General features: G+C 66.8%; 21 protein-coding genes. 3 read left to right on the top strand and 18 right to left on the bottom strand.

Annotated features, from left to right (window positions below):
* Window positions 1-38: 38 nt before the first annotated feature.
* The 6 genes from pheT to infC all read right to left on the bottom strand — a co-directional run bounded on the left by pheT (window position 39) and on the right by infC (window position 5,858).
* Window positions 39-2,597 carry a phenylalanine--tRNA ligase subunit beta gene (pheT, locus tag VH571_RS11445; protein ID WP_423264664.1) on the bottom strand — a complete coding sequence of 853 codons (2,559 nt, stop codon included), beginning with the start codon at window positions 2,595-2,597 and terminating at the stop codon, window positions 39-41.
* Window positions 2,597-3,670 (bottom strand): phenylalanine--tRNA ligase subunit alpha, encoded by a 1,074-nt coding sequence (gene pheS, locus VH571_RS11440; protein ID WP_423264663.1) that lies wholly within the window; start codon window positions 3,668-3,670, stop codon window positions 2,597-2,599. Before pheS ends, pheT begins: the two co-directional genes overlap by 1 nt.
* Window positions 3,670-4,473, bottom strand: a complete 804-nt coding sequence (locus tag VH571_RS11435) for a TrmH family RNA methyltransferase (protein ID WP_423264679.1) — start codon at window positions 4,471-4,473, stop codon at window positions 3,670-3,672. The genes pheS and VH571_RS11435 overlap by 1 nt, the downstream gene beginning before the upstream one ends.
* A 76-nt stretch (window positions 4,474-4,549) precedes the next feature.
* Entirely contained in the window at window positions 4,550-4,939 is a 390-nt protein-coding gene (gene rplT / locus VH571_RS11430; protein ID WP_055962480.1) for a 50S ribosomal protein L20, read from the bottom strand.
* Window positions 4,940-4,980: 41 nt separating this feature from the next.
* On the bottom strand, window positions 4,981-5,175 hold the full coding sequence (gene rpmI, locus VH571_RS11425) for a 50S ribosomal protein L35 (protein ID WP_055962484.1): 195 nt from the start codon (window positions 5,173-5,175) through the stop codon (window positions 4,981-4,983).
* Between the two features lie 50 nt (window positions 5,176-5,225).
* Window positions 5,226-5,858, bottom strand: a complete 633-nt coding sequence (gene infC / locus VH571_RS11420; RefSeq protein ID WP_084816184.1) for a translation initiation factor IF-3 — start codon at window positions 5,856-5,858, stop codon at window positions 5,226-5,228.
* A gap of 271 nt (window positions 5,859-6,129) precedes the next feature.
* Between infC and VH571_RS11415 the strand changes: the two genes are divergently transcribed.
* Complete coding sequence (locus tag VH571_RS11415) at window positions 6,130-6,489, top strand: DUF1844 domain-containing protein (RefSeq protein WP_423264678.1); 360 nt, start codon at window positions 6,130-6,132, stop codon at window positions 6,487-6,489.
* 51 nt (window positions 6,490-6,540) lie between these two features.
* Here VH571_RS11415 and VH571_RS11410 read toward each other — a convergent pair whose 3' ends face one another.
* The 6 genes from VH571_RS11410 to VH571_RS11385 form a co-directional block, all read right to left on the bottom strand.
* Window positions 6,541-7,335, bottom strand: coding sequence for an SseB family protein (locus VH571_RS11410; RefSeq protein WP_423264662.1), 795 nt, complete (start codon window positions 7,333-7,335; stop codon window positions 6,541-6,543).
* Window positions 7,335-8,081, bottom strand: coding sequence for a bifunctional 1-(5-phosphoribosyl)-5-((5-phosphoribosylamino)methylideneamino)imidazole-4-carboxamide isomerase/phosphoribosylanthranilate isomerase PriA (priA, locus tag VH571_RS11405; protein ID WP_423264661.1), 747 nt, complete (start codon window positions 8,079-8,081; stop codon window positions 7,335-7,337). The genes VH571_RS11410 and priA overlap by 1 nt, the downstream gene beginning before the upstream one ends.
* A gap of 64 nt (window positions 8,082-8,145) precedes the next feature.
* Window positions 8,146-8,790, bottom strand: coding sequence for an imidazole glycerol phosphate synthase subunit HisH (gene hisH, locus VH571_RS11400; RefSeq protein WP_423264660.1), 645 nt, complete (start codon window positions 8,788-8,790; stop codon window positions 8,146-8,148).
* Complete coding sequence (gene hisB / locus VH571_RS11395) at window positions 8,787-9,410, bottom strand: imidazoleglycerol-phosphate dehydratase HisB (RefSeq protein WP_194605469.1); 624 nt, start codon at window positions 9,408-9,410, stop codon at window positions 8,787-8,789. Before hisB ends, hisH begins: the two co-directional genes overlap by 4 nt.
* Window positions 9,407-10,510: a histidinol-phosphate transaminase gene (locus VH571_RS11390; protein WP_423264659.1), complete on the bottom strand. Its 1,104-nt coding sequence runs from the start codon at window positions 10,508-10,510 to the stop codon at window positions 9,407-9,409. The genes hisB and VH571_RS11390 overlap by 4 nt, the downstream gene beginning before the upstream one ends.
* A 191-nt stretch (window positions 10,511-10,701) precedes the next feature.
* Entirely contained in the window at window positions 10,702-11,100 is a 399-nt protein-coding gene (locus VH571_RS11385) for a LysM peptidoglycan-binding domain-containing protein (protein WP_423264658.1), read from the bottom strand.
* A 226-nt stretch (window positions 11,101-11,326) separates the two neighbouring features.
* On the opposite strand from VH571_RS11385, the gene lexA reads away from it, so the two are divergent.
* Window positions 11,327-12,034: a transcriptional repressor LexA gene (lexA, locus tag VH571_RS11380; protein ID WP_423264657.1), complete on the top strand. Its 708-nt coding sequence runs from the start codon at window positions 11,327-11,329 to the stop codon at window positions 12,032-12,034.
* 79 nt (window positions 12,035-12,113) lie between these two features.
* Here the strand turns inward: lexA and hflX are convergent, their stop codons facing one another.
* A complete protein-coding gene (gene hflX / locus VH571_RS11375; RefSeq protein WP_194605457.1) occupies window positions 12,114-13,649 on the bottom strand; it encodes a GTPase HflX in 1,536 nt (511 codons plus the stop codon).
* A 41-nt stretch (window positions 13,650-13,690) separates the two neighbouring features.
* Between hflX and VH571_RS11370 the strand changes: the two genes are divergently transcribed.
* A complete protein-coding gene (locus tag VH571_RS11370; RefSeq protein ID WP_423264656.1) occupies window positions 13,691-14,299 on the top strand; it encodes a class I SAM-dependent methyltransferase in 609 nt (202 codons plus the stop codon).
* A gap of 84 nt (window positions 14,300-14,383) precedes the next feature.
* Here the strand turns inward: VH571_RS11370 and dapF are convergent, their stop codons facing one another.
* From dapF to recA, 5 genes are all read right to left on the bottom strand, one after another.
* The gene (dapF, locus tag VH571_RS11365) at window positions 14,384-15,259 is read right to left on the bottom strand and encodes a diaminopimelate epimerase (RefSeq protein WP_055962512.1); all 876 of its coding nucleotides are present in this window, start codon (window positions 15,257-15,259) and stop codon (window positions 14,384-14,386) included.
* The gene (gene miaA / locus VH571_RS11360) at window positions 15,256-16,188 is read right to left on the bottom strand and encodes a tRNA (adenosine(37)-N6)-dimethylallyltransferase MiaA (protein WP_423264655.1); all 933 of its coding nucleotides are present in this window, start codon (window positions 16,186-16,188) and stop codon (window positions 15,256-15,258) included. Before miaA ends, dapF begins: the two co-directional genes overlap by 4 nt.
* A gap of 11 nt (window positions 16,189-16,199) precedes the next feature.
* The gene (gene miaB, locus VH571_RS11355; protein ID WP_423264654.1) at window positions 16,200-17,765 is read right to left on the bottom strand and encodes a tRNA (N6-isopentenyl adenosine(37)-C2)-methylthiotransferase MiaB; all 1,566 of its coding nucleotides are present in this window, start codon (window positions 17,763-17,765) and stop codon (window positions 16,200-16,202) included.
* A gap of 72 nt (window positions 17,766-17,837) precedes the next feature.
* Entirely contained in the window at window positions 17,838-18,716 is an 879-nt protein-coding gene (locus VH571_RS11350) for a regulatory protein RecX (protein ID WP_423264653.1), read from the bottom strand.
* Entirely contained in the window at window positions 18,713-19,822 is a 1,110-nt protein-coding gene (gene recA, locus VH571_RS11345) for a recombinase RecA (RefSeq protein WP_055963868.1), read from the bottom strand. The genes VH571_RS11350 and recA overlap by 4 nt, the downstream gene beginning before the upstream one ends.
* Between the last annotated feature and the right edge of the window lie 247 nt (window positions 19,823-20,069).

Raw genomic sequence — 20,069 nt, 5'->3', positions numbered from 1 at the left:
CGACTGGACGGGATCGGGGCGGCGACGCCTCGCGACGGTCAGTCGCGGAGAGTCGCCCCGAATCGCTCGCCAGCCAGACGGACGGCGCCAGCCTTGGCCTCGGAGGCCTCGGCGGCGGTCAGGGTGCGATCGGTCGCGCGGAACCGCAGCGCGAACGTGAGGGACTTCGAGCCCTCATCGATGCCTTCGCCACGGTAGTCGTCCACGAGGCGAGCATACTCGAGAAGCGCACCCGCACCGAGCACGACCGATTCGAGCACCTCGCCGGCGGGCGCATCTGCGCCGACGACCAGAGACAGATCTTGAGTCGCGATCGGGAACGCCGAGATCGGCTCGGGCTGCAATTCGACCCGGGCGAGCTCCATGGCACGCTCGAGATCGAACTCGGCGACGACGAGCCCGCGGGGCAGACCGAGCTCGGCAGCCAGAGCGGGAAGCAACTCGCCGGCGGCACCGAGGAGTTCGCCCGCGACCACCAGCTCGGCCGTGCGGCCGGGGTGCAGAGACGGGTGACGACCCTGACGAACCGTCAACTCGGCACCGATCGCGCGAAGAGCCACCCGCACGTCGTCGAGAACGTCGGCGAGGTCGGCCTGCACGGCGGGCTGCCCCGGCTGACGCTCGATCGTCGAACCCGTGCGCAGCAGTGCGAGGTGACGCGGCTGCTCGGGAAGGCTGGCGTTCAGCTCGGCGAGGACTTCGTCGGAGGGCTTGGCGGCACCGACCGGGATGAAGTCCGTTCCCGGTGAAGCGGCTTCGGTGGAAGCATCCGTCGAGGCTGTCGTCGAAGCATCCGTCGAGGCGACGAAGAACACCGAACCTGACTCGAACAGCGCAAGGTCGAGCAGACCACGCGAGATGTTGCGGCGGGCCGTCTCGAGAAGCCCCGGAATCAGCGACATCCGCATCTCGCCAGCGGCGGTGTCGAGCGGATTTGCCAGCGTCACCGGGGTGACGCCAGCGGCCCGATCACGGACCGGCGCGAACGCCCCGTTCTTCTCGGGCGACAGGAACGGATACGCGAACACCTCGGTCAAGCCAGCCGCAGCGAGCCCGGTCGACACAGCACGGCGCAGAACCTGCTCGCGAGTGAGACCGCGACCGGGAGGCGCGACGGGCAGGACCGAAGGAATGCGGTCGTAGCCCGTGATTCGAGCCACCTCTTCGACGAGGTCGGCATCGGTGGTCAGGTCGGGACGCCACGTCGGCGGCGTGACGGCGAAGCCACCGTCGACGACAGCGACGTCGGCACCGATCGCCAGCAGGGATTCTTCGACCTCGGCCGCGGTGTAGTCGACGCCGATCAGGCGAGAGGCGCGGTCTTCGGCGAGGAAGACGGAGGCAGGGGTGACGGATTCGTCGAACGAGGATCCGAGGACGTCGCTCGTTCCGCCTGCCAACTCCACCAGCAGTTCGACAGCGCGCTCTGCAGCTGGCGCCGCCACGGCCGGGTCGACCCCGCGCTCGAAGCGTCGCGACGCCTCGCTCGGCAGCTTGTGGCGGCGCGCAGTGCGCGCGATGCTGATCGGCTCGAAGGTCGCGGCCTCGATCACTACGTCCGTCGTCGTCGCCGAGACCTCGGTGCGCTCTCCGCCCATGACGCCGGCGAGGCCGACGGGGCCCTCGTCGTCGGTGATCAGGAGGTCTTGGACGTCGAGGGCACGGTCGCGCCCGTCGAGAGTGGTGAGGTGCTCCCCCGGTGCCGCACGACGAACGGTGAGACCGCCGACGAGCTTGTCGAGGTCGTAGGCGTGCAACGGCTGACCCGTCTCGAGCATCACGTAGTTCGTGATGTCGACGGGCAGCGAGATCGAGCGGACGCCGACGAGCCGGAGGCGGGAGCGCATCCACGGCGGAGTCGGACGCGTGGCGTCGATGCCTCGGACGACGGCCGTCGTGAAGGTGCTGACCCCGACTCGACCGCGGACCGGAGCGGCGTCGGCCACGGTGACGGAGAAGTCGCTGCGAGTCGTCGGCGTGAGTGCGGCTGCGGGATCCTTGAAGGCGGCCCCTGTGGCGTGTGAATACTCGCGGGCGACACCGCGGATGCTGAAGGCGTAACCACGATCCGGTGTCACGTTAATCTCGACTGCTGCGTCGTCGAGCCCGAGCAGCGAGATCGCGTCGGCGCCGACCTCGGGATCGAGGCCGAGGTCTTTGAGCAGCAGGATGCCGTCGTGCTCATCGCCGAGACCGAGCTCGCGCGTCGAGGCCATCATGCCGTCGGACACATGCCCGTAGGTCTTGCGCGCCGCGATCGGGAACGGCCCGGGAAGCACCGCACCCGGCAGGCTCACCACGACCTTGTCGCCCACGGCGAAGTTGTGCGCGCCGCAGACGATACCGCGCACGTCGGCGTCGTCGGTCTCGGGGTTCGGGCCGACCGCGATGCGGCACCAGTTGATGGTCTTGCCGTTCTTTTGGGGCTCGGGCGTGAACTCGAGTACCTGCCCCACGACGAGTGGGCCCGTCACGTCAGAGAGATGAACGTCTTCTTCTTCGAAGCCGACGCTCACCAGCGCCGCATGGACGTGCTCGAGCGTGACGTCTTCGGGAAGGTCGACGTATTCGCCGAGCCACGAGAGAGGGACGCGCATCAGACCACCATTCCGAACTGCTCACTGAAACGAACATCGCCCTCGACCATGTCGCGCATGTCGTTGAGATCGTTGCGGAACTGCAGGGTTCGCTCGATTCCCATTCCGAAGGCGAAGCCCTGGTATTCGTCGGGGTCGATACCCGCCGCACGAAGGACGTTCGGGTTGACCATGCCGCAACCACCCCACTCGACCCACCGCGCGCCACCCTTGGCGTTCGGCTGCCAGACGTCCATCTCGGCGCTGGGCTCGGTGAACGGGAAGTAGTTGGGGCGAAGGCGGATCTGCGCCTCGTCGCCGAACATCTGGCGGGCCAGGTGCTCGAGCGTGCCACGCAGGTGAGCCATCGTGAGGCCCTTGTCGATGGCGATGCCCTCGATCTGCGTGAAGACGGGTGTGTGCGTGGCGTCGAGCTCGTCGGTGCGGAAGACCCGCCCCGTGGCGACGTTGTAGACGGGCAGCTCTTTCGACAGGAGCGTGCGGATCTGCACCGGCGAAGTGTGCGTGCGCAGCAGCAGGTGACGGTCGACAGGCTCGACGAAGAAAGTGTCTTGCATCGCTCGGGCCGGGTGGTCGGCATCGAAGTTCAGTGCATCGAAGTTGAACCACTCATGCTCGAGCTCGGGCCCCTCGGAGAGCTCCCACCCCATGCTCACGAAAATGTCGGCCATCTTCTCCTGCAGGAGGCTCAGCGGGTGGCGGCTGCCCTGACGGCGCCGGACCGGCAACGCTGTCACGTCGATGCGCTCGGACTCGAGTCGCGCGGCCTCTTCGGCGACGGCCAGCTCGGCCTCTCGAGCCGCGACAGCCTGAGCCACACGGCCCCGGGCTGCCCCCATCAGTTTGCCAGCGGCGGCCTTCTGATCGTTCGGCAGCGAGCGGAGACCGGCGTTCATGCGAGCCAGCATCGACGCCTCGCCGACATGGTCGGACCGCACCGCCTTCAGCTCGGCGACGGTGGAGGCCGCCTGAACCGCTTCTAGGGCGGAATCGACGGCACTCGCGACGGAGTCTTCGGAGATTGCTGGCGTGTCTGACACGAGAAGCAAGCCTACCGAATGCTCGCCAGGCATCAGGAGCGCTGAGCGAACGCACTCTCGTACAGGCAGACCGACGCAGCGGTGGCGAGGTTCATGCTCTCGGCGTGGCCGTAGATCGGCACGACGACGGCGCGATCGGCGCGGGCGAGGTCTTCGTCGGTGAGCCCACGAGCCTCGTTGCCGAAGAGCCACGCGGTGGGGTCGGCGAGAATGCCCTCCTTGCGCGCGGCGAGGAGATCGTCGCCCTTCACGTCGGCGGCAAGCACTCGGACCCCTGCCTCGGTGCACCGAGAGAGGACGGCGGAGAGTTCGAGGCCGACCGCGACCGGAACGTGGAACAGCGAACCTGTCGTCGCCCGCACGACCTTGGGGTTGAAGAGATCGACGCTGCGCCCCGTCATGATGACGGCGTCGGCGCCCGCCGCATCGGCGGCGCGGATGATGGTGCCCGCGTTGCCGGGGTCGCGTACCTCTTCGAGGATCGCGATGAGTCGCGGGCCGTCGTCGGCGAAGATGTCTTTGATCGCGGTCGGGAACTGACGGCAGACCGCGACGAGACCCTGCGGCGTGACCGTGTCAGCCATGGACGTGAGCACCTGCTCGGTGACGAACTCGATCTCGACGCCCGCATCGACGGCAGCCTGAGCCAGCTCGGTGTACCGCTCGAGGGCTGTCGGCGTCGCGAACAGCTCGACCACCAGCTCGGGGCGGAACGTCAGGGCCTCGGTGACCGCCTGCGGGCCTTCTAACAGAAAAAGCCCGGTCTCAGACCGGGCGTCTCTCTTGGCCAGTTTGGCCACCGCCCGCACTCGCGGCGAACGGGGGTTGTCGATCATCTGGTTGCTGGGCACGCCCCCACCCTACGGGGAGAGCGGCGTGCCCAGCCACGAGACACGACCAGGGGAACGAAACCTACGCGGCCTCGACCTTGGGGGCCGACGTGTCGGCGGGAAGCGCAGCCTTGGCGGTTGCGACGAGGCCAGCGAACGTGGCGGGCTCGTTGACAGCGAGGTCGGCGAGGATGCGGCGGTCGACCTCGACGCCAGCCAGGGCGAGACCCTGGATGAGGCGGTTGTAGGTGAGGCCGTTCGCGCGCGACGCAGCGTTAATGCGCTGGATCCACAGGCGACGGAACTCGCCCTTCTTGGCACGGCGGTCGCGGTACGAGTAGACGAGGGAGTGGGTGACCTGCTCCTTGGCCTTGCGGTACAGGCGCGAACGCTGACCGCGGTAGCCCTCGGCGCGTTCGAGGACGACGCGACGCTTCTTGGCGGCGTTGACCGCTCTCTTGACTCTTGCCATTGTTCTTAGTTCCTAACGATTAGACGGATGCCGACCAGGGGTCAGCGGCCGAGAAGCTTCTTGATGACCTTGGCGTCGGCCGGGGCCAGCACCTGGTCTTGGTTCAGGCGGGCCTTGCGCTTCGCGCTCTTGACCTCGAGGTTGTGACGCATGCCGGCCTGCTGCTTCATCAGCTTGCCGGTGCCGGTGACCTTGAACCGCTTCTTCGAGCCGGAGTGGGTCTTCATCTTGGGCATAGTCGTTGCTTTCTTCTCTGGAACCTCGGGGCGGAACGAGTAGGTGGTGCCTACTCGGCCGATGCCTCGGTGGTCGTGGTCTCGGCGACGGCAGCGTCGGCTGCCGCGGGGGCGGGGTGCTTGGGGGGCTTGTTGGCCTGCTTGCGAGCCTCGGATTCGGCCTTCGCCTCGGCCTTGTTCTTCAGCGGGCCGATCACCATGACCATGTTGCGGCCATCGATCGTGGGGTTGTTCTCGACGGTGCCCCACTCGGCGACATCTTCGGCGAAGCGCTGAAGCAGACGCACGCCCTGCTCGGGTCGCGACTGCTCGCGGCCTCGGAACAAGATCATGGCCTTGACCTTGTCGCCCGACTGGAGGAAGCCCTCAGCGCGCTTGAGCTTGGTCTCGTAGTCGTGCTTGTCGATCTTCAGGCGAAAACGGACCTCTTTAAGAATCGTGTTCGCCTGGTTGCGCCGAGCCTCTTTGGCCTTCTGCGCAGCCTCGTACTTGAACTTGCCGTAATCCATGATCTTTGCCACGGGCGGCTTCGAGTTCGGTGCAACTTCGACCAGATCCAGGTCGGCCTCTTGCGCGAGACGCAGGGCCATGGCGATGGGGACAACGCCCACCTGCTCGCCGGCGGGCCCGACAAGTCGGACCTCAGGGACGCGGATGCGGTCGTTGGTACGGGGATCGCTGATGCGGGACTCCTCTAATTCTTGATCAACACTCGACGGGTGGTCGGGCGGGCGAAAAAGAGGAAGTCACATGCCGGCTGACGCCAACACGACACCCTTAAAGCTGCTGGCCTCAAAACCTTCGTCTCGATGCCGTGCGGGGTGTAACTACCCGGTAACGTTGAAGTCGCGGGTGGGAGAAACTCCTCTTTCGAACAGGGCGTAAAGCCCCGTAGCCGCATGAAGCCTAGCAGAGAGATCGCTTGTGAGCCACAACCCGCCAGCCGACGACCACATCTCCCCCTACGACGCGGTGGGCGACGGGGTCGAAGAGATCGGGGCCGAGCGCGATATCGCCGACGTTCCGGCGGTCGAGGTCATCAACACGGTCGCGGTTCACCTGCTCAGTGCGAGCGCCGTCAAGCTCGGGCTCGCCGACGCACCCGAGACCCAGATCGACCTCGACGAGGCCCGCAAACTCATCACGGCTCTGGCCGGGCTGGTTACTGCCGCGGCGCCCGAGATCGGCGACACCCACGCCCGCGCCCTTCGCGACGGGCTCCGTACCGTGCAGCTGGCGTTCCGCGAGGCGTCGCCCATCGCCGATCCGGTGGGCAAGGGGCCGGGCGAGAAGTACACCGGCCCGGTCAACTGACGGGACGGTCCGCGGCGCCGCACCCGGATCCTTGTCGAGCGCGCTCTGTCGTCAGACCGCAGCCACGACGCGCACGGCCATGCTGTCGACGCGCTTCGCGATGACCTCATCGGACGCCCAGGCGGACTGCAGTCTCGCGAGCAGTGCTGCCAGCGCGTCGCGATCAAGGCCCGGCCGCAGCCCCAGCTCGACGACGAGCTCGGGGCCGCTCAGTCGTGCACTCGCCGACGAAGCGGCGACCGTGACGCTGGCGACGGACTGCTCGTCGGAGGTGGGACGCAGGAAAGCCTCTGCCACCTCGTCGTCGGCGTAGGACGCCACCCACGGCAGGTCTTGGGCGAGCGCCCACAGTGCAGGTCGCCGAATGCCGAACTCGGTCTCGGAGCCGGGGTCGAGCACCAGGAGCTCGGTCGACTCCCCCGCCGCCGCGATGGCCACGCGACGAGCTTCGGCCGGCACAGGCCGAGCCGTGGGGTTCCAGGTCGAGAGGGCCGCGACCGAGGTGAACGCCGGTAGCACGCTCCGCCCGTCGGGGCCCTCGACGGTGACGATCGCGAGTTCTTGAGTCTTGTCGACGGTCACGCCGTGCTCGTTGACGCCCTCGTCGCCCGCGTGGGCGATCAGCGGGATCAGCAGACGGGCCGAGCGCAGCGCGTCGACCACTGCCGATTCGCCGACCTCCTGGGCGCGGAAACGCTTCAGCGCATCGAGAAGCCCTGCATCGGCTGTTCCGTCGTCGGCGGCGTAGGCCGTGTCGTGCGCCTGAAAAGTTCGGCCGGCCCAGGGTGTGCCTGCACTGTCTCGATCGGAATCGCCGTGATCGCCGTGGTGGGAACTCGCCGCCATCAGCGCCCGGCGACGTCGAGGGCAGCCGCAAGAGTGAACGCACCGGCGTACAGCGCCTTGCCCACGATTGCGCCCTCGAGGCCGTGCGGCACCAATTCGCGAAGAGCGATCAGGTCGTCGAGGCTCGAGATACCGCCGGACGCGACGACGGGGCGATCGGTCTTCTCCATGACCTGCTTCAGCAGCTCGACGTTCGGACCCTGGAGGGTGCCGTCTTTCGTGACGTCGGTCACCACGTATCGAGCGCAGCCGGCGTCTTCGAGCCGAGCCAGCACCTCGAACAGGTCGCCGCCCTCTTTGGTCCAGCCCCGTGCGGCCAGCGTGGTGCCGCGCACATCGAGCCCGACCGCGATGGCGTCGCCGTAGCGTGCGATGACCGACGCCGCCCACTCCGGGTTTTCGAGCGCGGCCGTGCCGAGGTTGATGCGTTTGACGCCCGTCTCGAGTGCGGCCTCGAGGGATGCGTCGTCGCGGATACCGCCCGACAACTCGACGTGGATGCCGGTGACCTGCTTGATCACTCGGCGGATGACCTCCCGGTTGTGCCCTCGACCGAAGGCGGCGTCGAGGTCGACGAGGTGCAGCCATTCCGCACCCTGGTCTTTCCAGTCGGCTGCTGCATCGACCGGGTCGCCGTAGTTCGTCTCGGTGCCGGCCTCCCCCTGGGTGAGGCGGACCGCCTTGCCGTCGGCGACGTCGACAGCCGGAAGAAGGGTGAGGGCGGGGGTGGAGGTGATCTCGCTCATGGTGCTTTCTGGGGAGGAAGGGCGGAGAGATGAAGGATCCGGCACGGCCGGCTTCGTCAACGGACTACAGCGTCTGCAGCCAGTTAGTCAGCAGGCGGATGCCGGGTTGGCCCGACTTCTCAGGGTGGAACTGGGTGGCCCAGAGGGGGCCGTTCTCGACCGCGGCGACGAACGGACCGCCGTGATCGCCCCAGGTGACGAGCGGGCCCTTGCGGGCCCCGTGCCCCTTGAGGCTCCAGGACTGGGCCGCGAAGGAGTGGACGAAGTAGAAGCGCTCGTCGCGGACGCCGTCGAAGAGAAGCGACTCGGTCGGCGCGTCGACGGTGTTCCAGCCCATGTGCGGCAGAACCTCCGCCTTCAACTCGTCGATGACGCCGGGCCATTCGCCGAGGCCGTCGACCTCGGAGCCACGCTCGACGCTCCGGTCGAAGAGCACCTGCATTCCGACACAGACGCCGAGGACTGGTCGGCCGCCCGCCAGACGCCGATCGATCTTTTCGGCGCCGCGGACGGACTCGAGCTGGCTCATCACCGCGGAGAACGCACCGACACCGGGAACGAACAACCCGTCGGCTTTGGCCACGCGGTCGCTCTCGGCAGTGAGCTCGACATCGGCGCCGGCGAGCTCGAGCGCTTTGATGGCCGAGTGCACGTTGCCGCTGCCGTAGTCGAGCACGACGACCCTCGGGCGGGCACCGGCGGCCGTCACAGAGCACCCTTCGTCGAGGGAATACCCTCGACGCGAGGATCGGGCTCGACGGCAGCCCGAAGTGCCCGAGCGAAAGCCTTGAATTCTGCCTCGGCGATGTGGTGCGGATCACGACCGCCGAGCACGGTGATGTGCACGGTGAGCCCCGCGTGGAACGCGATCGCCTCGAAGACGTGGCGAACCATCGACCCCGTGAAGTGGCCACCGATCAGGTGCATCTCGAACCCGGCCGGCTCGCCCGTGTGCACGAGATAGGGACGACCGGAGACGTCGACGACCGCCTGCACCAGCGCCTCGTCGAGCGGCACGAGCGCGTCACCGTAGCGACGGATGCCCGCCTTGTCTCCGAGCGCCTGCTTCAGCGCGGTGCCGAAGGTGATGCCGATGTCTTCGACCGTGTGGTGCACGTCGATGTGGGTATCGCCGGTGGCCTTGACACTGAGGTCGATGAGCGAGTGCTTCGAGAGCGCGGTGAGGAGGTGATCGAAGAACGGCACCGACGAGTCGATGCTCGCCGAGCCCGTCCCGTCGAGGTCGAGAGACAGGTCGATGCTCGACTCACTCGTGGATCGACTGACCGACGCGGTGCGATCGCGGAACGCCTGGGACGCTGTGCTCATGCTCCGAGCCTAATGTCGCTCATGGCCTCGAGGAACGCCGTGGTCTCAGCAGCCGTGCCGGCGCTCACGCGCAGGTGCCCCGGGATCGCGAGATCGCGCACGATGATGCCGCGAGCGAGGAGCTGCTCGAAGACCGCCTCGGGATCGTCGACGCCGCCGAAGAGGACGAAGTTCGACCACGTCGGCCACGGGTGATAGCCGAGCTCGGTGAGCGTCTCGACGATACGGTCACGCTGCGCCTTGATGTCGTCGACCATGGCGAGCATCTCGTTGGCGTGCCGGAGGGCGGCGACGGCGGCGGCCTGCGTCAACGACGACAGGTGGTATGGAAGCCGCACGAGTCGGAGCGCGTCGATCACCGCAGGGTCGGCGGCGAGGTAGCCGACTCGGGCACCCGCGAACGCGAACGCCTTGCTCATAGTGCGGGAGACGAGCAGACGGGGTCGCCCTTCGAGGAGCGTGACCGCCGAGGGTCGATCGGCGGGCATGAATTCGGCGTACGCCTCGTCGACCAGGACGATGCCCCGGGCAGCCTCGTAGGCCGCCTCGATGGTCGCCAGCTCGACCGGCGTGCCCGTGGGGTTGTTGGGCGCGCACAGGAACACGATGTCGGGATCGACCCGGCGGATCTCGCGGGCGACCGTCTCGGGCGAGATCTCGAAACCCTCGTCTCGAGGCGCTTCGACCCACTCGGTACCCGTGCCCCTGGTGATGATGGAGTGCATCGAGTAGGTGGGGGGAAACCCGAGAGCGGTTCGGCCCGGCCCGCCGAACGCCTGCAGGATCTGCTGAATGACCTCGTTGGAGCCGTTCGCCGCCCAGATCTGCCCCGGCTCGATCGCCTTATCGGGCTCCAGGGCAGCACTGAGATAGCGAGCCAAAGCCTCGCGAAGGGGCGTGAACTCTCGGTCGGGGTAGCGGTTGACCTCGAGTACAGCGGCGGCGACGGATTCGACGATGTCGCGAGCCACGTCTTCGGGAATCGGATGGGTGTTTTCGTTGACGTTCAGCGCGACAGGCACCTTTTTCTGAGGTGCGCCGTAGGGCGACTGACCTCGGAGGTCGTCGCGAATGGGAAGGTCGTCGAGAGTGATAGCCACAGCACCATTTTATGGGGCGGTCTCGCGCCGCGACTGCGTTGTCCACAGGCTCTCCGCTGTTGGCGACTCCGGGCCGCAACTGCAAACGGCGACTGCAGGCGGCACCGGATGTGGCCCATTGTCTGCACCCCACCGGAGACGCGAACGGCGCCACGCGTGAGCGCGGCGCCGAGGGACGGTCAGAAACCTGATCAGCTCTGGCTGTACTGCACCGGGATGGCGAGCGACTGGCCCGGCATGACCTGCGTCGAAGAGAGGTCGTTCAACTTGACGATGTCGGAGATGACGTCGCGCGGGTCGGAGCCGGGGGCGACGCCCTCTGCCACCTGCCACAGGGTCTCGCCCGCCGCGACGGTGACGTGGTCGAAATGGACGTTACCCGCGGAACTCGTCGCGACGGCGCTGCCACCGGTGAGCAGGAAGCCGGCAATAAGGGCGAGTGCGGCAACGGCGACGGCGAGCGTCAGAACCAGGCGACCACGGCGCGTGATGCGGAGGTGGGTCGGCACGTTAGTGGGGACCGGACCCGAGGTCGAAACCGTCGCGGCGCGGGAGGTAGAAGGAACCAGTGCGGTGATCGTAGCGCTCATGCTGTTGCCTCTCTTATCGAATGCGATCGGCCCGTAAGACTGCGGACTCGAAGGCGTGTTCCGAACATATCTTCGATTACAGCCGATTTCAAGAGCTCGGTACCAGAAATTCGACAAAAAACACGCGACACACTCGAACATGTGTTTGTTCTGCCATATCTGACCGGATACAGTTTCGATCGGTGGGATCAGTAGACCAGCGACCACCGACATTCGAGAGGGCGAGATGGCACGCGAGACCGCACGACGCGAAACCCAGGGCGATCAAGGCGCCGACGTGACGTCTCTAAAGAAGGCCCTCACCGCGAAGCAGACGCTGATTCTCACGGCGATCCGCGACTCGATAGGCAGCCGCGGTTACCCGCCGAGTATGCGCGAGATCGGCGATGCGGTCGGGTTGGCCTCTCTCTCCAGCGTGACGCACCAGCTCAATCAACTCGAGCTGGCGGGAGCGATTCGCCGAGACCCGAACCGGCCACGCGCTCTCGAGGTTCTTCTCGAAGACCCGGCCAAGTCGGATCCTGAGCCCTCGATCGTCCGTTATGACGACGACGACAACATCACCGCCCGGGTGCCCCTGGTCGGCCGAATCGCCGCGGGTATTCCGATCACAGCGGAGCAGCAGGTCGAAGATGTCATGCCGCTGCCCCGCACGCTCGTCGGCAAGGGCGAGCTGTTCATGCTCAAGGTCGTCGGCGACTCGATGATCGACGCTGCGATCTGCGACGGCGACTGGGTGGTCGTCCGCCAGCAGGGCAACGCGGAGAACGGCGAGATCGTGGCCGCGATGCTCGACGACGAGGCGACCGTCAAGGTCTTCCGTCAGCGCGACGGGCACACCTGGCTGCTCCCCCGCAACTCGAACTTCGAGCCGATCGTCGGCGATCACGCGCAGATCCTCGGCAAGGTCGTCGCTGTGCTGCGGTCGCTCTAGTAGCCCTCGGAAGTACGAAAACCGCCCTCGAGCCGAAGCTCGGGGGCGGTTTTGGTGCACTCGGCAGAAGTGTCCGCCTCTAGTGCGCGAACTCCTGCAGTGTCGGGGCGTCCTGCGGATAGACCCGGGCTGTCACCCGAGTGCCCTCAGCGACGTATTCGACGTCGACGACGCGTCCGATCTCGTGAATTCGAGACACGACATCACCGCGATCGAACGGCACAAGCAGATCGAGCTCGACCTCGGGCCGGGGCAGCAACTCGGCGATCCGCGCGCGCAACTCGTCGATACCCGCGCCCGTGCGGGCCGACACGAAGATCGCGTCGGGCACCATGCCCTGGAGTACCAGCCGCTGGCTCTCGTCGATCAGGTCGCTCTTGTTGAAGACGACCACCTCGGGAATGTCACGCCCGTCGACCTCCGAGATCACCTCTCGAACCGTCGCCAGCTGAGCAGCCGGATCGGGGTGCGATCCGTCGACGACGTGAACGATGATGTCGCTGTCTTGCACTTCTTCGAGAGTCGACCGGAAGGCCTCGACGAGCTGATGCGGCAGGTTGCGCACGAATCCGACGGTGTCGGAGTAGGTGAACGGCCGGCCATCGTCGGTCGACGACTTGCGGACGGTCGCGTCTAGCGTCGCGAACAGGGCGTTCTCGACGAGAACCCCGGCGCGGGTCAGACGGTTCAGCAGGCTCGACTTGCCGGCGTTGGTGTAGCCGGCGATCGCCACGCTCGGAACCGTGTTGCGCACCCGGTTGGCCCGCTTCGCGACTCGAGCCGGCTTCATCTCTTTGATCTTCTTGCGAAGAATCGCCATGCGGGTGTGGATGCGGCGACGGTCGAGTTCGATCTTCGTCTCACCCGGCCCACGGGAGCCCATTCCGGCGCCCGCGCCACCGACCTGGCCACCGGCCTGGCGCGACATCGAGTCACCCCAACCGCGCAGTCGCGGGAGGAGGTATTCCAGCTGGGCCAGTTCGACCTGCGCCTTGCCCTCGCGGCTCGTGGCGTGCTGGCTGAAGATGTCGAGGATCACGGCCGTGCGGTCGATTACCTTGACCTTCACCACGTCTTCAAGCGCGCGCCGCTGGCTCGGAGCCAGCTCGGTGTCGGCGATCACGGTGTCAGCGCCGAGGGCCAAGACGGTGTTCTTCAGCTCGAGCGCCTTGCCCGACCCGAGGTACGTGCTGGGGTCGGGGTTGGGGCGACGCTGCAGGAGCCCATCGAGGACCACCGCGCCCGCGGTCTCAGCCAACGCCGCCAACTCGCGCAACGAATTCTCGGCGTCGCCGAGCGACCCCTGCGAGTACACGCCGATGAGCACCACGTTCTCCAGCCGAAGCTGTCGGTACTCGACCTCGGTGACGTCTTGCAGCTCGGTGGAGAGGCCGGCCACGCGCCGAAGCGCCTGCCGGTCTTCGCGGTCGAACTGATCGCCGTCGTGGTGATCGTCTCCGGTACCGTCGCCTCTCGTGCCGAGACCCTGGGTCTGGATGGCCTGGGCCGGCGAGAAGACGGACAGGCCGGCTCGCGACGAGGCATTGCTCAGGATCCGGTCGACGACGTCGTCGCGCTCGGCGCCCTTCTCCTCTGTGGTGCTGTGCTCTGTCATTCGAGTCACATTAGACCTTTCGTGTTCAGTAATCTGGGGTGATGACCAGCGATCACTACTTCTCGAGCTCCCCCTCGAGCGAGCTCCGACCGAGAGAGATCACGGTCGAGCTCGCCGGGCGTGAGCTCACGCTGGCAACCGCCGCGGGCGTCTTCAGCCCGGGGCGGATCGATCCGGGTACCGCGGTACTTCTTGGATCAATGCCGACGCCACCGAGCGACGGCACTTTCTTGGATGTGGGGTGTGGATGGGGGCCGATCGCGCTCACTCTCGCCCTTCGGGCGCCCGAGGCAACCGTGTGGGCGGTCGACGTCAACGAGCGCGTCCTCGAACTCCTTCGAGAGAACGCCGCTCGCGTCGGCCTCACGAACGTCAACGCCGTGCTGCCCCAAGACGTTCCCGATGATCTCGTCTTCGACGGAATCTGGTCGAACCCGCCCATCCGAGTCGGTAAAGAGGCTCTTCACGGCATTCTCAGCCAGTGGCTGCCTCGCCTTGGCATCGACATGGAGGCGTACCTCGTCGTGGCGAAGAACCTCGGCGCCGACTCGCTCCAGCGATGGATGAACGAGACGATGGCCGAGATCGTCGAGGTCGAACGAGAAACTACGTCGAAGGGGTATCGCGTACTCCGCGCAGTTCGGCAGTAGTGGCGCTTCGTTGAAAGGTACGTCGAATCCGGCGAGCGACTGCGTCAGATGGTCTTCATGCGAGAAGACTAACCCCCCGAGGCGCTAGAGAACCAGGTCTCCAGTGAAGACGAGCTCTGCGGGGCCACTCAACGAGACGTGCTCGCCGTCTTCCGTCGCGAACATTCGCACGCCGACGGTGCCACCGGGAACGTCGACCCGCCACTGATCGGGAGCCGAAGGCCCCGCCCAGTAGCGAACGGCCAGTGCCGCAGCCGCCGCACCCGTGCCACACGAGAGAGTCTCACCGGAACCGCGCTCGTGCACTCTCATGCTGATGCGCCCGATACCGTCGGCGACCAGCGGGTCGGCGGGGACGACGAACTCGACGTTGGCCCCGTCGACGGGATTCGGCTCGAGGATCGGCACCACCGTGAGATCGACGTCGGCGAGCTCATCGGCCGAGGCGAGAGCGACGACGACGTGGGGGTTGCCGACGGTAAGACCGAGGCCGGGCCTCGCCGCATGCAGATTTCGAGCCCGCACCTGGGCCTCGTCGGTCAGCCCCCATCGCCCCAGGTCGACCTGGAACCCCGACCGGTTGATCTGAACGTCGCGCACGCCAGCCCTCGTGCCGATCGCCAGGGTCTCACCCGGCTCGAGCGTGACCAGGCCCTGCTCGAGGAGGTACTTCGTGAAGACGCGAATGCCATTGCCGCACATCTCGGCCACACTGCCGTCGGCGTTGTGATAATCCATGAACCACTCGGCACCGTCGTCTTCGGCCAGACTCGACGCACCCTCGGGGTGGCTGTCGCTGCGCACCGCTCGGATCACGCCGTCGCCGCCGACACCGAATCGGCGATCGGCCAGCGCGCGGATGCGATCCGGTGTGAGATCGAACGAGCCATCGGGGTCGGAGAACAGCACGAAGTCGTTACCCGTGCCCTGGCCCTTGGTGAAGCGGACGGTGGTGGTCACCCCACGAGTGTATCGGCGGCGGCTGACACGGATCCTGCGCTCCCTGCCCTCGACCAGGCGACCCTCGGATACCGCCGGAACCAGCTCACCTGTCGGCGGGCGTACCTCCGTGTGAGCAGCTTGGTCGAGTCTTTCGCCTCGCCCTCGGAGACCTCGCCGCGAAGCTGCTGCAGGGCCTGTGAGTAGCCGATGGCTCGGCTCGCGGTCACGCCCCGTTCGATCCCCTGCTCTCGCAATCTCTCGACCTCGGAGAGGAGCCCGTCACGCCACATGCCGTCCACTCGGTCGTCGAGTCGCTCGACGAGGATGTCACGCGTCTCTTCGAGCCCGAAAAACGCGGGCGAATGCCACGTCGGGGCGTCGTCGGGCAGGCCCACCGCAAACGGCCTTCCCGTGAGCTCGCCCACCTCAAGGGCCCGGACGATGCGTCGGCCGTTATGCGGGCCGATCGCCCGTGCCGCATCCGGATCACGCTCGAGGAGAAGGCGGTAGACAGCGCCGACGCCCTCTGCCGTCAACTGCGACTCGTATTTGTGGCGGACGACCTCGTCTGTGCCGGGAAAGGCGAAGTCGAAGACGGCCCCCGACACGTAGAGACCTGAGCCGCCGACCAGGATCGGGACGGCCCCCCGCTCGAAGATGCTGCTCGCAACCTCGCGTGCCCGTCGCTGGTACCACTCGACGCTGGCCTCGTCAGTGACGTCGAGTTCGTCGAACAGGTGATGCGGGATACCCCGGCGTTCAGCAAGCGGAAGCTTCGCGGTGCCGACGTCCATGCCCCGGTACAGCTGCATCGCGTCGGCATTGACTACCTCGGCGGTGCGCCCGCGAGTGGCGAGTTCGTCGGCGAGGTCGAGCGAGAAAGTCGATTTACCGGTGCCGGTCGCCCCCACGACGACGGCGAAATCGAGGCGCGGCAACGCGCTCACTGGCGACGCGCCTACCGTTCGGAGTCGGACGAATCGTAAATCGGCGTCGTCGACACCCGAAGCGTGGGCAGGCCGAGCGACACCCGCGGCTTCGTGGCCGACGTCACACCCGTCGAGCCGCTGGGCACTCCGCAGGAGGCCGCCTGGGCGAGATCCCACGCGTCGCCCGCTCGGGTACGCCGAACGGAGAACGGGGTCGTCGCCGTCTGATCGGCAAGCAGGTAGAACGGCTTCGCCTCGGTGATCTCGACCGTGACCATGTCTCCGGGACGGGGCGCCTCGATGCCCGCGGGCAATTCGAAGTGCACGAGACGCGAGTCTTGCGCGCGACCCGAGAGCCGGTGTGTAGCCTCGTCTTTGCGCCCCTCGTTGGTTGCCACCAGGAGCTCGACCACGCGCCCGACCTGCTTCTGGTTTTCTTCGTACGAGATGCGGTCTTGCAGAGCGGCGAGACGCTCGAAGCGCTCCTGGACGACCGCCTTGGGAATCTGATCAGCGTAGTCGGCGGCGGGTGTGCCCGGGCGGACGGAGTACTGGAATGTGAAGGCGGTAGCGAACCTCGACTGCTCGACGACTCGGAGCGTCTCTTGGAAGTCGTCTTCGGTCTCGCCGGGGAAACCCACGATGATGTCTGTGCTGATAGCCGCATCGGGCATCTGCGCGCGGACACGATCGAGGATGCCAAGGAACTTCTCGCTGCGATAGCTGCGGCGCATGGCCTTGAGGATCCGGTCGCTCCCCGACTGCAGGGGCATGTGAAGCTGCGGCATGACCGAGGGTGTGTCGGCCATCGCGTCGATGACATCGTCGGTAAAGGCGGCGGGGTGGGGGCTGGTGAACCGAATGCGCTCGAGACCGTCGATCTGACCGGCGGCACGAAGCAGCTTCGCGAAGGCGCCCCGGTCTCCGAACTCGACGCCATACGAGTTGACGTTCTGCCCGAGGAGCGTCACCTCGACGGCGCCATCGTCGACGAGGGCCTGGATCTCGGCCAGAATCTCGCCGGGACGGCGGTCTTTCTCCTTGCCCCGGAGCGCGGGCACGATGCAGAAAGTGCAGGTGTTGTTGCAGCCGACCGAGATCGAGACCCATCCGCTGTAGGTCGAGTCGCGCTTCGTCGGCAGCGTCGAAGGGAAGACGTCGAGCGACTCGAGGATCTCGAGCTGCGCCTCGTCGTTGTGACGCGCACGCTCCAGCAGAGTCGGCAGAGCGCCCATGTTGTGCGTGCCGAAGACGACGTCGACCCACGGCGCTCGGTCGAGGATGACCGACTTGTCTTTCTGGGCGAGGCATCCCCCGACAGCGATCTGCATGCCCTCGTGGTTGCGCTTCGTCTGAGCCAGGTGCCCGAGCGTGCCATAGAGCTTGTTGTCGGCGTTCTCTCGCACCGCACACGTGTTGATGACGACGATGTCGGCCTCGGCCCCGTCGGCGGGTACGTAGCCGGCAGCTTCGAGCGATCCGCTGAGCCGCTCGGAGTCGTGGACGTTCATCTGGCACCCGAAGGTGCGCACCTCATAGGTGCGTGCGCGGGCATCCGTAGGAACGGGTGCGCTGGTTTCGAGGACCGTCGACATAGTGCTCCAGTGTAAATCTTTGCGGGCCGCGCCTCGTACCCGACGATGTCGGAGCCGAGGATCCGCGACCCCTCACTCGAATCGAACGCCCCCGCGCGATCCTCCGCCGCGGGACCCACCCCGGGGCAGAGCCTTCTCGACCGCTCGTCGGATGACCTCCGACCGGTAACCCCGCCGCATCAGGTAGCCGTTGAGTCGCCTCTCGGCCGTCGCCTGGTCGAGACCACGGAGCTGCCCGGCACGCTTGGTCGCCCAATCGTCGGCGCGTGCCTGCTCCTCGTCGTCGTCGATCTCGGCGATGGCCGCCTCGATCGACTCCTGTGCGACACCGCGCTGACGGAGTTCGGCCGTGATAGCGCCCTTGCCCAGGCCCTTGCGATCTTGCTTGCTGCGGACCAGGTTTTCGGCGAGCTCATCGTCGTTGAGCAGCCCGACTCGCTCGAGACGCTCGATCTCTTCGGCGACGACCTCGTCAGGGAGATCACGCGACCGAAGGGTCTTGGTCATTTCGGCCGATGAGACACCCCGGCGGGAGAGCGCATGCAGGCTGATGTTCTCCGCTCGCGCCTTGGCCGCGTCGTACGTCTCTTGGGGTTCGGGCTCTGTTTCGGGCTCTGCTTCGGGGTCGGGCTGGACGTCCGGGCCGGCTTCGGGGCCTTCAGACCGGGCCGCAAACGCGGCGTAGGTCGGCAGGGCCGAGACCACGGCACCGTCAGGCTCAGCCGCGGCACGGCCCCGCTGCGACGCAGGCCCGTGTGAGGAATGCCCACCGATGTCGGCGATCCCACCATCGGCTGCCTCGGCGTCGCCCCGAGTGGCCCGCGCCTCGAACGACGCGGACTCGTCGGGGTCAGCCCACTCCGGCTCGTCAGGTGCCCTGGTGCCCGGCTTTGCCCACCCGGCCCCGAAGAGCGGGGTTACCGGCGCGAGGCGATCGTCGTTGTCGCTCATGCGCCCTTACGCTCTGCCAGCTTGCGCTGGATGGGTGCGACCGACGGAGCGGCTGCCGGTGCCGCGGCTGCTGCGGCCGCGTCGTTTGCGGCCTTCGCCGCCGCACCGTCGGCGCCGACGCCGAGCTTGGCCAGAATCTTCTGCTCGATCTCGAGAGCGATCGACTTGTTGGACAGCAGGAAGTTGCGGGAGTTCTCTTTGCCCTGCCCGAGCTGGTCGCCCTCGTAGGTGTACCACGCGCCCGATTTGCGCACGATGCCGTGCTCGACGCCGAAGTCGATCAGGCTGCCCTCACGCGAGATGCCGACACCGTAGAGGATGTCGAATTCGGCCTGCTTGAACGGCGGTGCCATCTTGTTTTTGACGACCTTGACGCGGGTGCGGTTACCCACGGCATCGGTGCCGTCTTTGAGAGTCTCGATGCGGCGGATGTCGAGGCGGACAGACGCGTAGAACTTAAGGGCCTTTCCACCGGCGGTCGTCTCCGGGCTTCCGAAGAAGACACCGATCTTTTCGCGCAGCTGGTTGATGAAGATCATCGTTGTGCCGGTCTGGCTGAGACCACCGGTGAGCTTGCGAAGCGCCTGCGACATGAGTCGAGCTTGGAGGCCGACGTGAGAGTCACCCATCTCGCCCTCGATCTCGGCGCGCGGCACGAGGGCTGCGACGGAGTCGATGACGACGAGGTCGATCGAACCGGAACGGACCAGCATGTCGGCGATCTCGAGCGCCTGCTCACCGGTGTCGGGCTGCGACACGAGAAGGGCGTCGATGTCGACGCCGAGCTTCTTGGCGTACTCCGGGTCGAGGGCGTGCTCGGCGTCGATGAAGGCGGCGATGCCTCCGGACTTCTGAGCGTTCGCGATCGCGTGAAGGGTGAGAGTCGTCTTACCCGACGACTCGGGCCCGTAGATCTCGACGATTCGACCCCGCGGAAGCCCGCCAATGCCGAGCGCGACATCCAAGGCGATCGAGCCCGTGGGGATGATGGCGACGGGAGCGCGCTCGTCGCTCCCGAGCCTCATGACGGCGCCCTTACCGAACTGGCGGTCGATCTGGGCGAGTGCGGTCTCGAGGGCTTTCTCGCGGTCAGCAACTGAGGGCATGGTGTTCTCCTTGGATGACATCCGGTGCGGATGGGCGGTGCGCCTATAGGCTGTCGTGCCCCGACCGGCCGATGGTGCAAGGCCGGATGTTCTTCGACAAGGCTCAGGGGAAGCGCTGGTGAAAAGAACGCTACGGAGAACCACCGACACTCGGAGCGGCAGCAGGTCTTCCGTGGAGAACCGGGCTCCAGCGAGCCCCTGTGAAGACGAGGCTAACACCCAACCGAACACATGTTCGAGTGGCCCA

Origin of the sequence: Frondihabitans sp. 4ASC-45 (assembly GCF_049472575.1) — a bacterium.
In the GTDB taxonomy this organism is placed as follows: Bacteria; Actinomycetota; Actinomycetes; order Actinomycetales; family Microbacteriaceae; genus Frondihabitans.
This window is presented reverse-complemented; position numbering and strand designations above follow the sequence as displayed.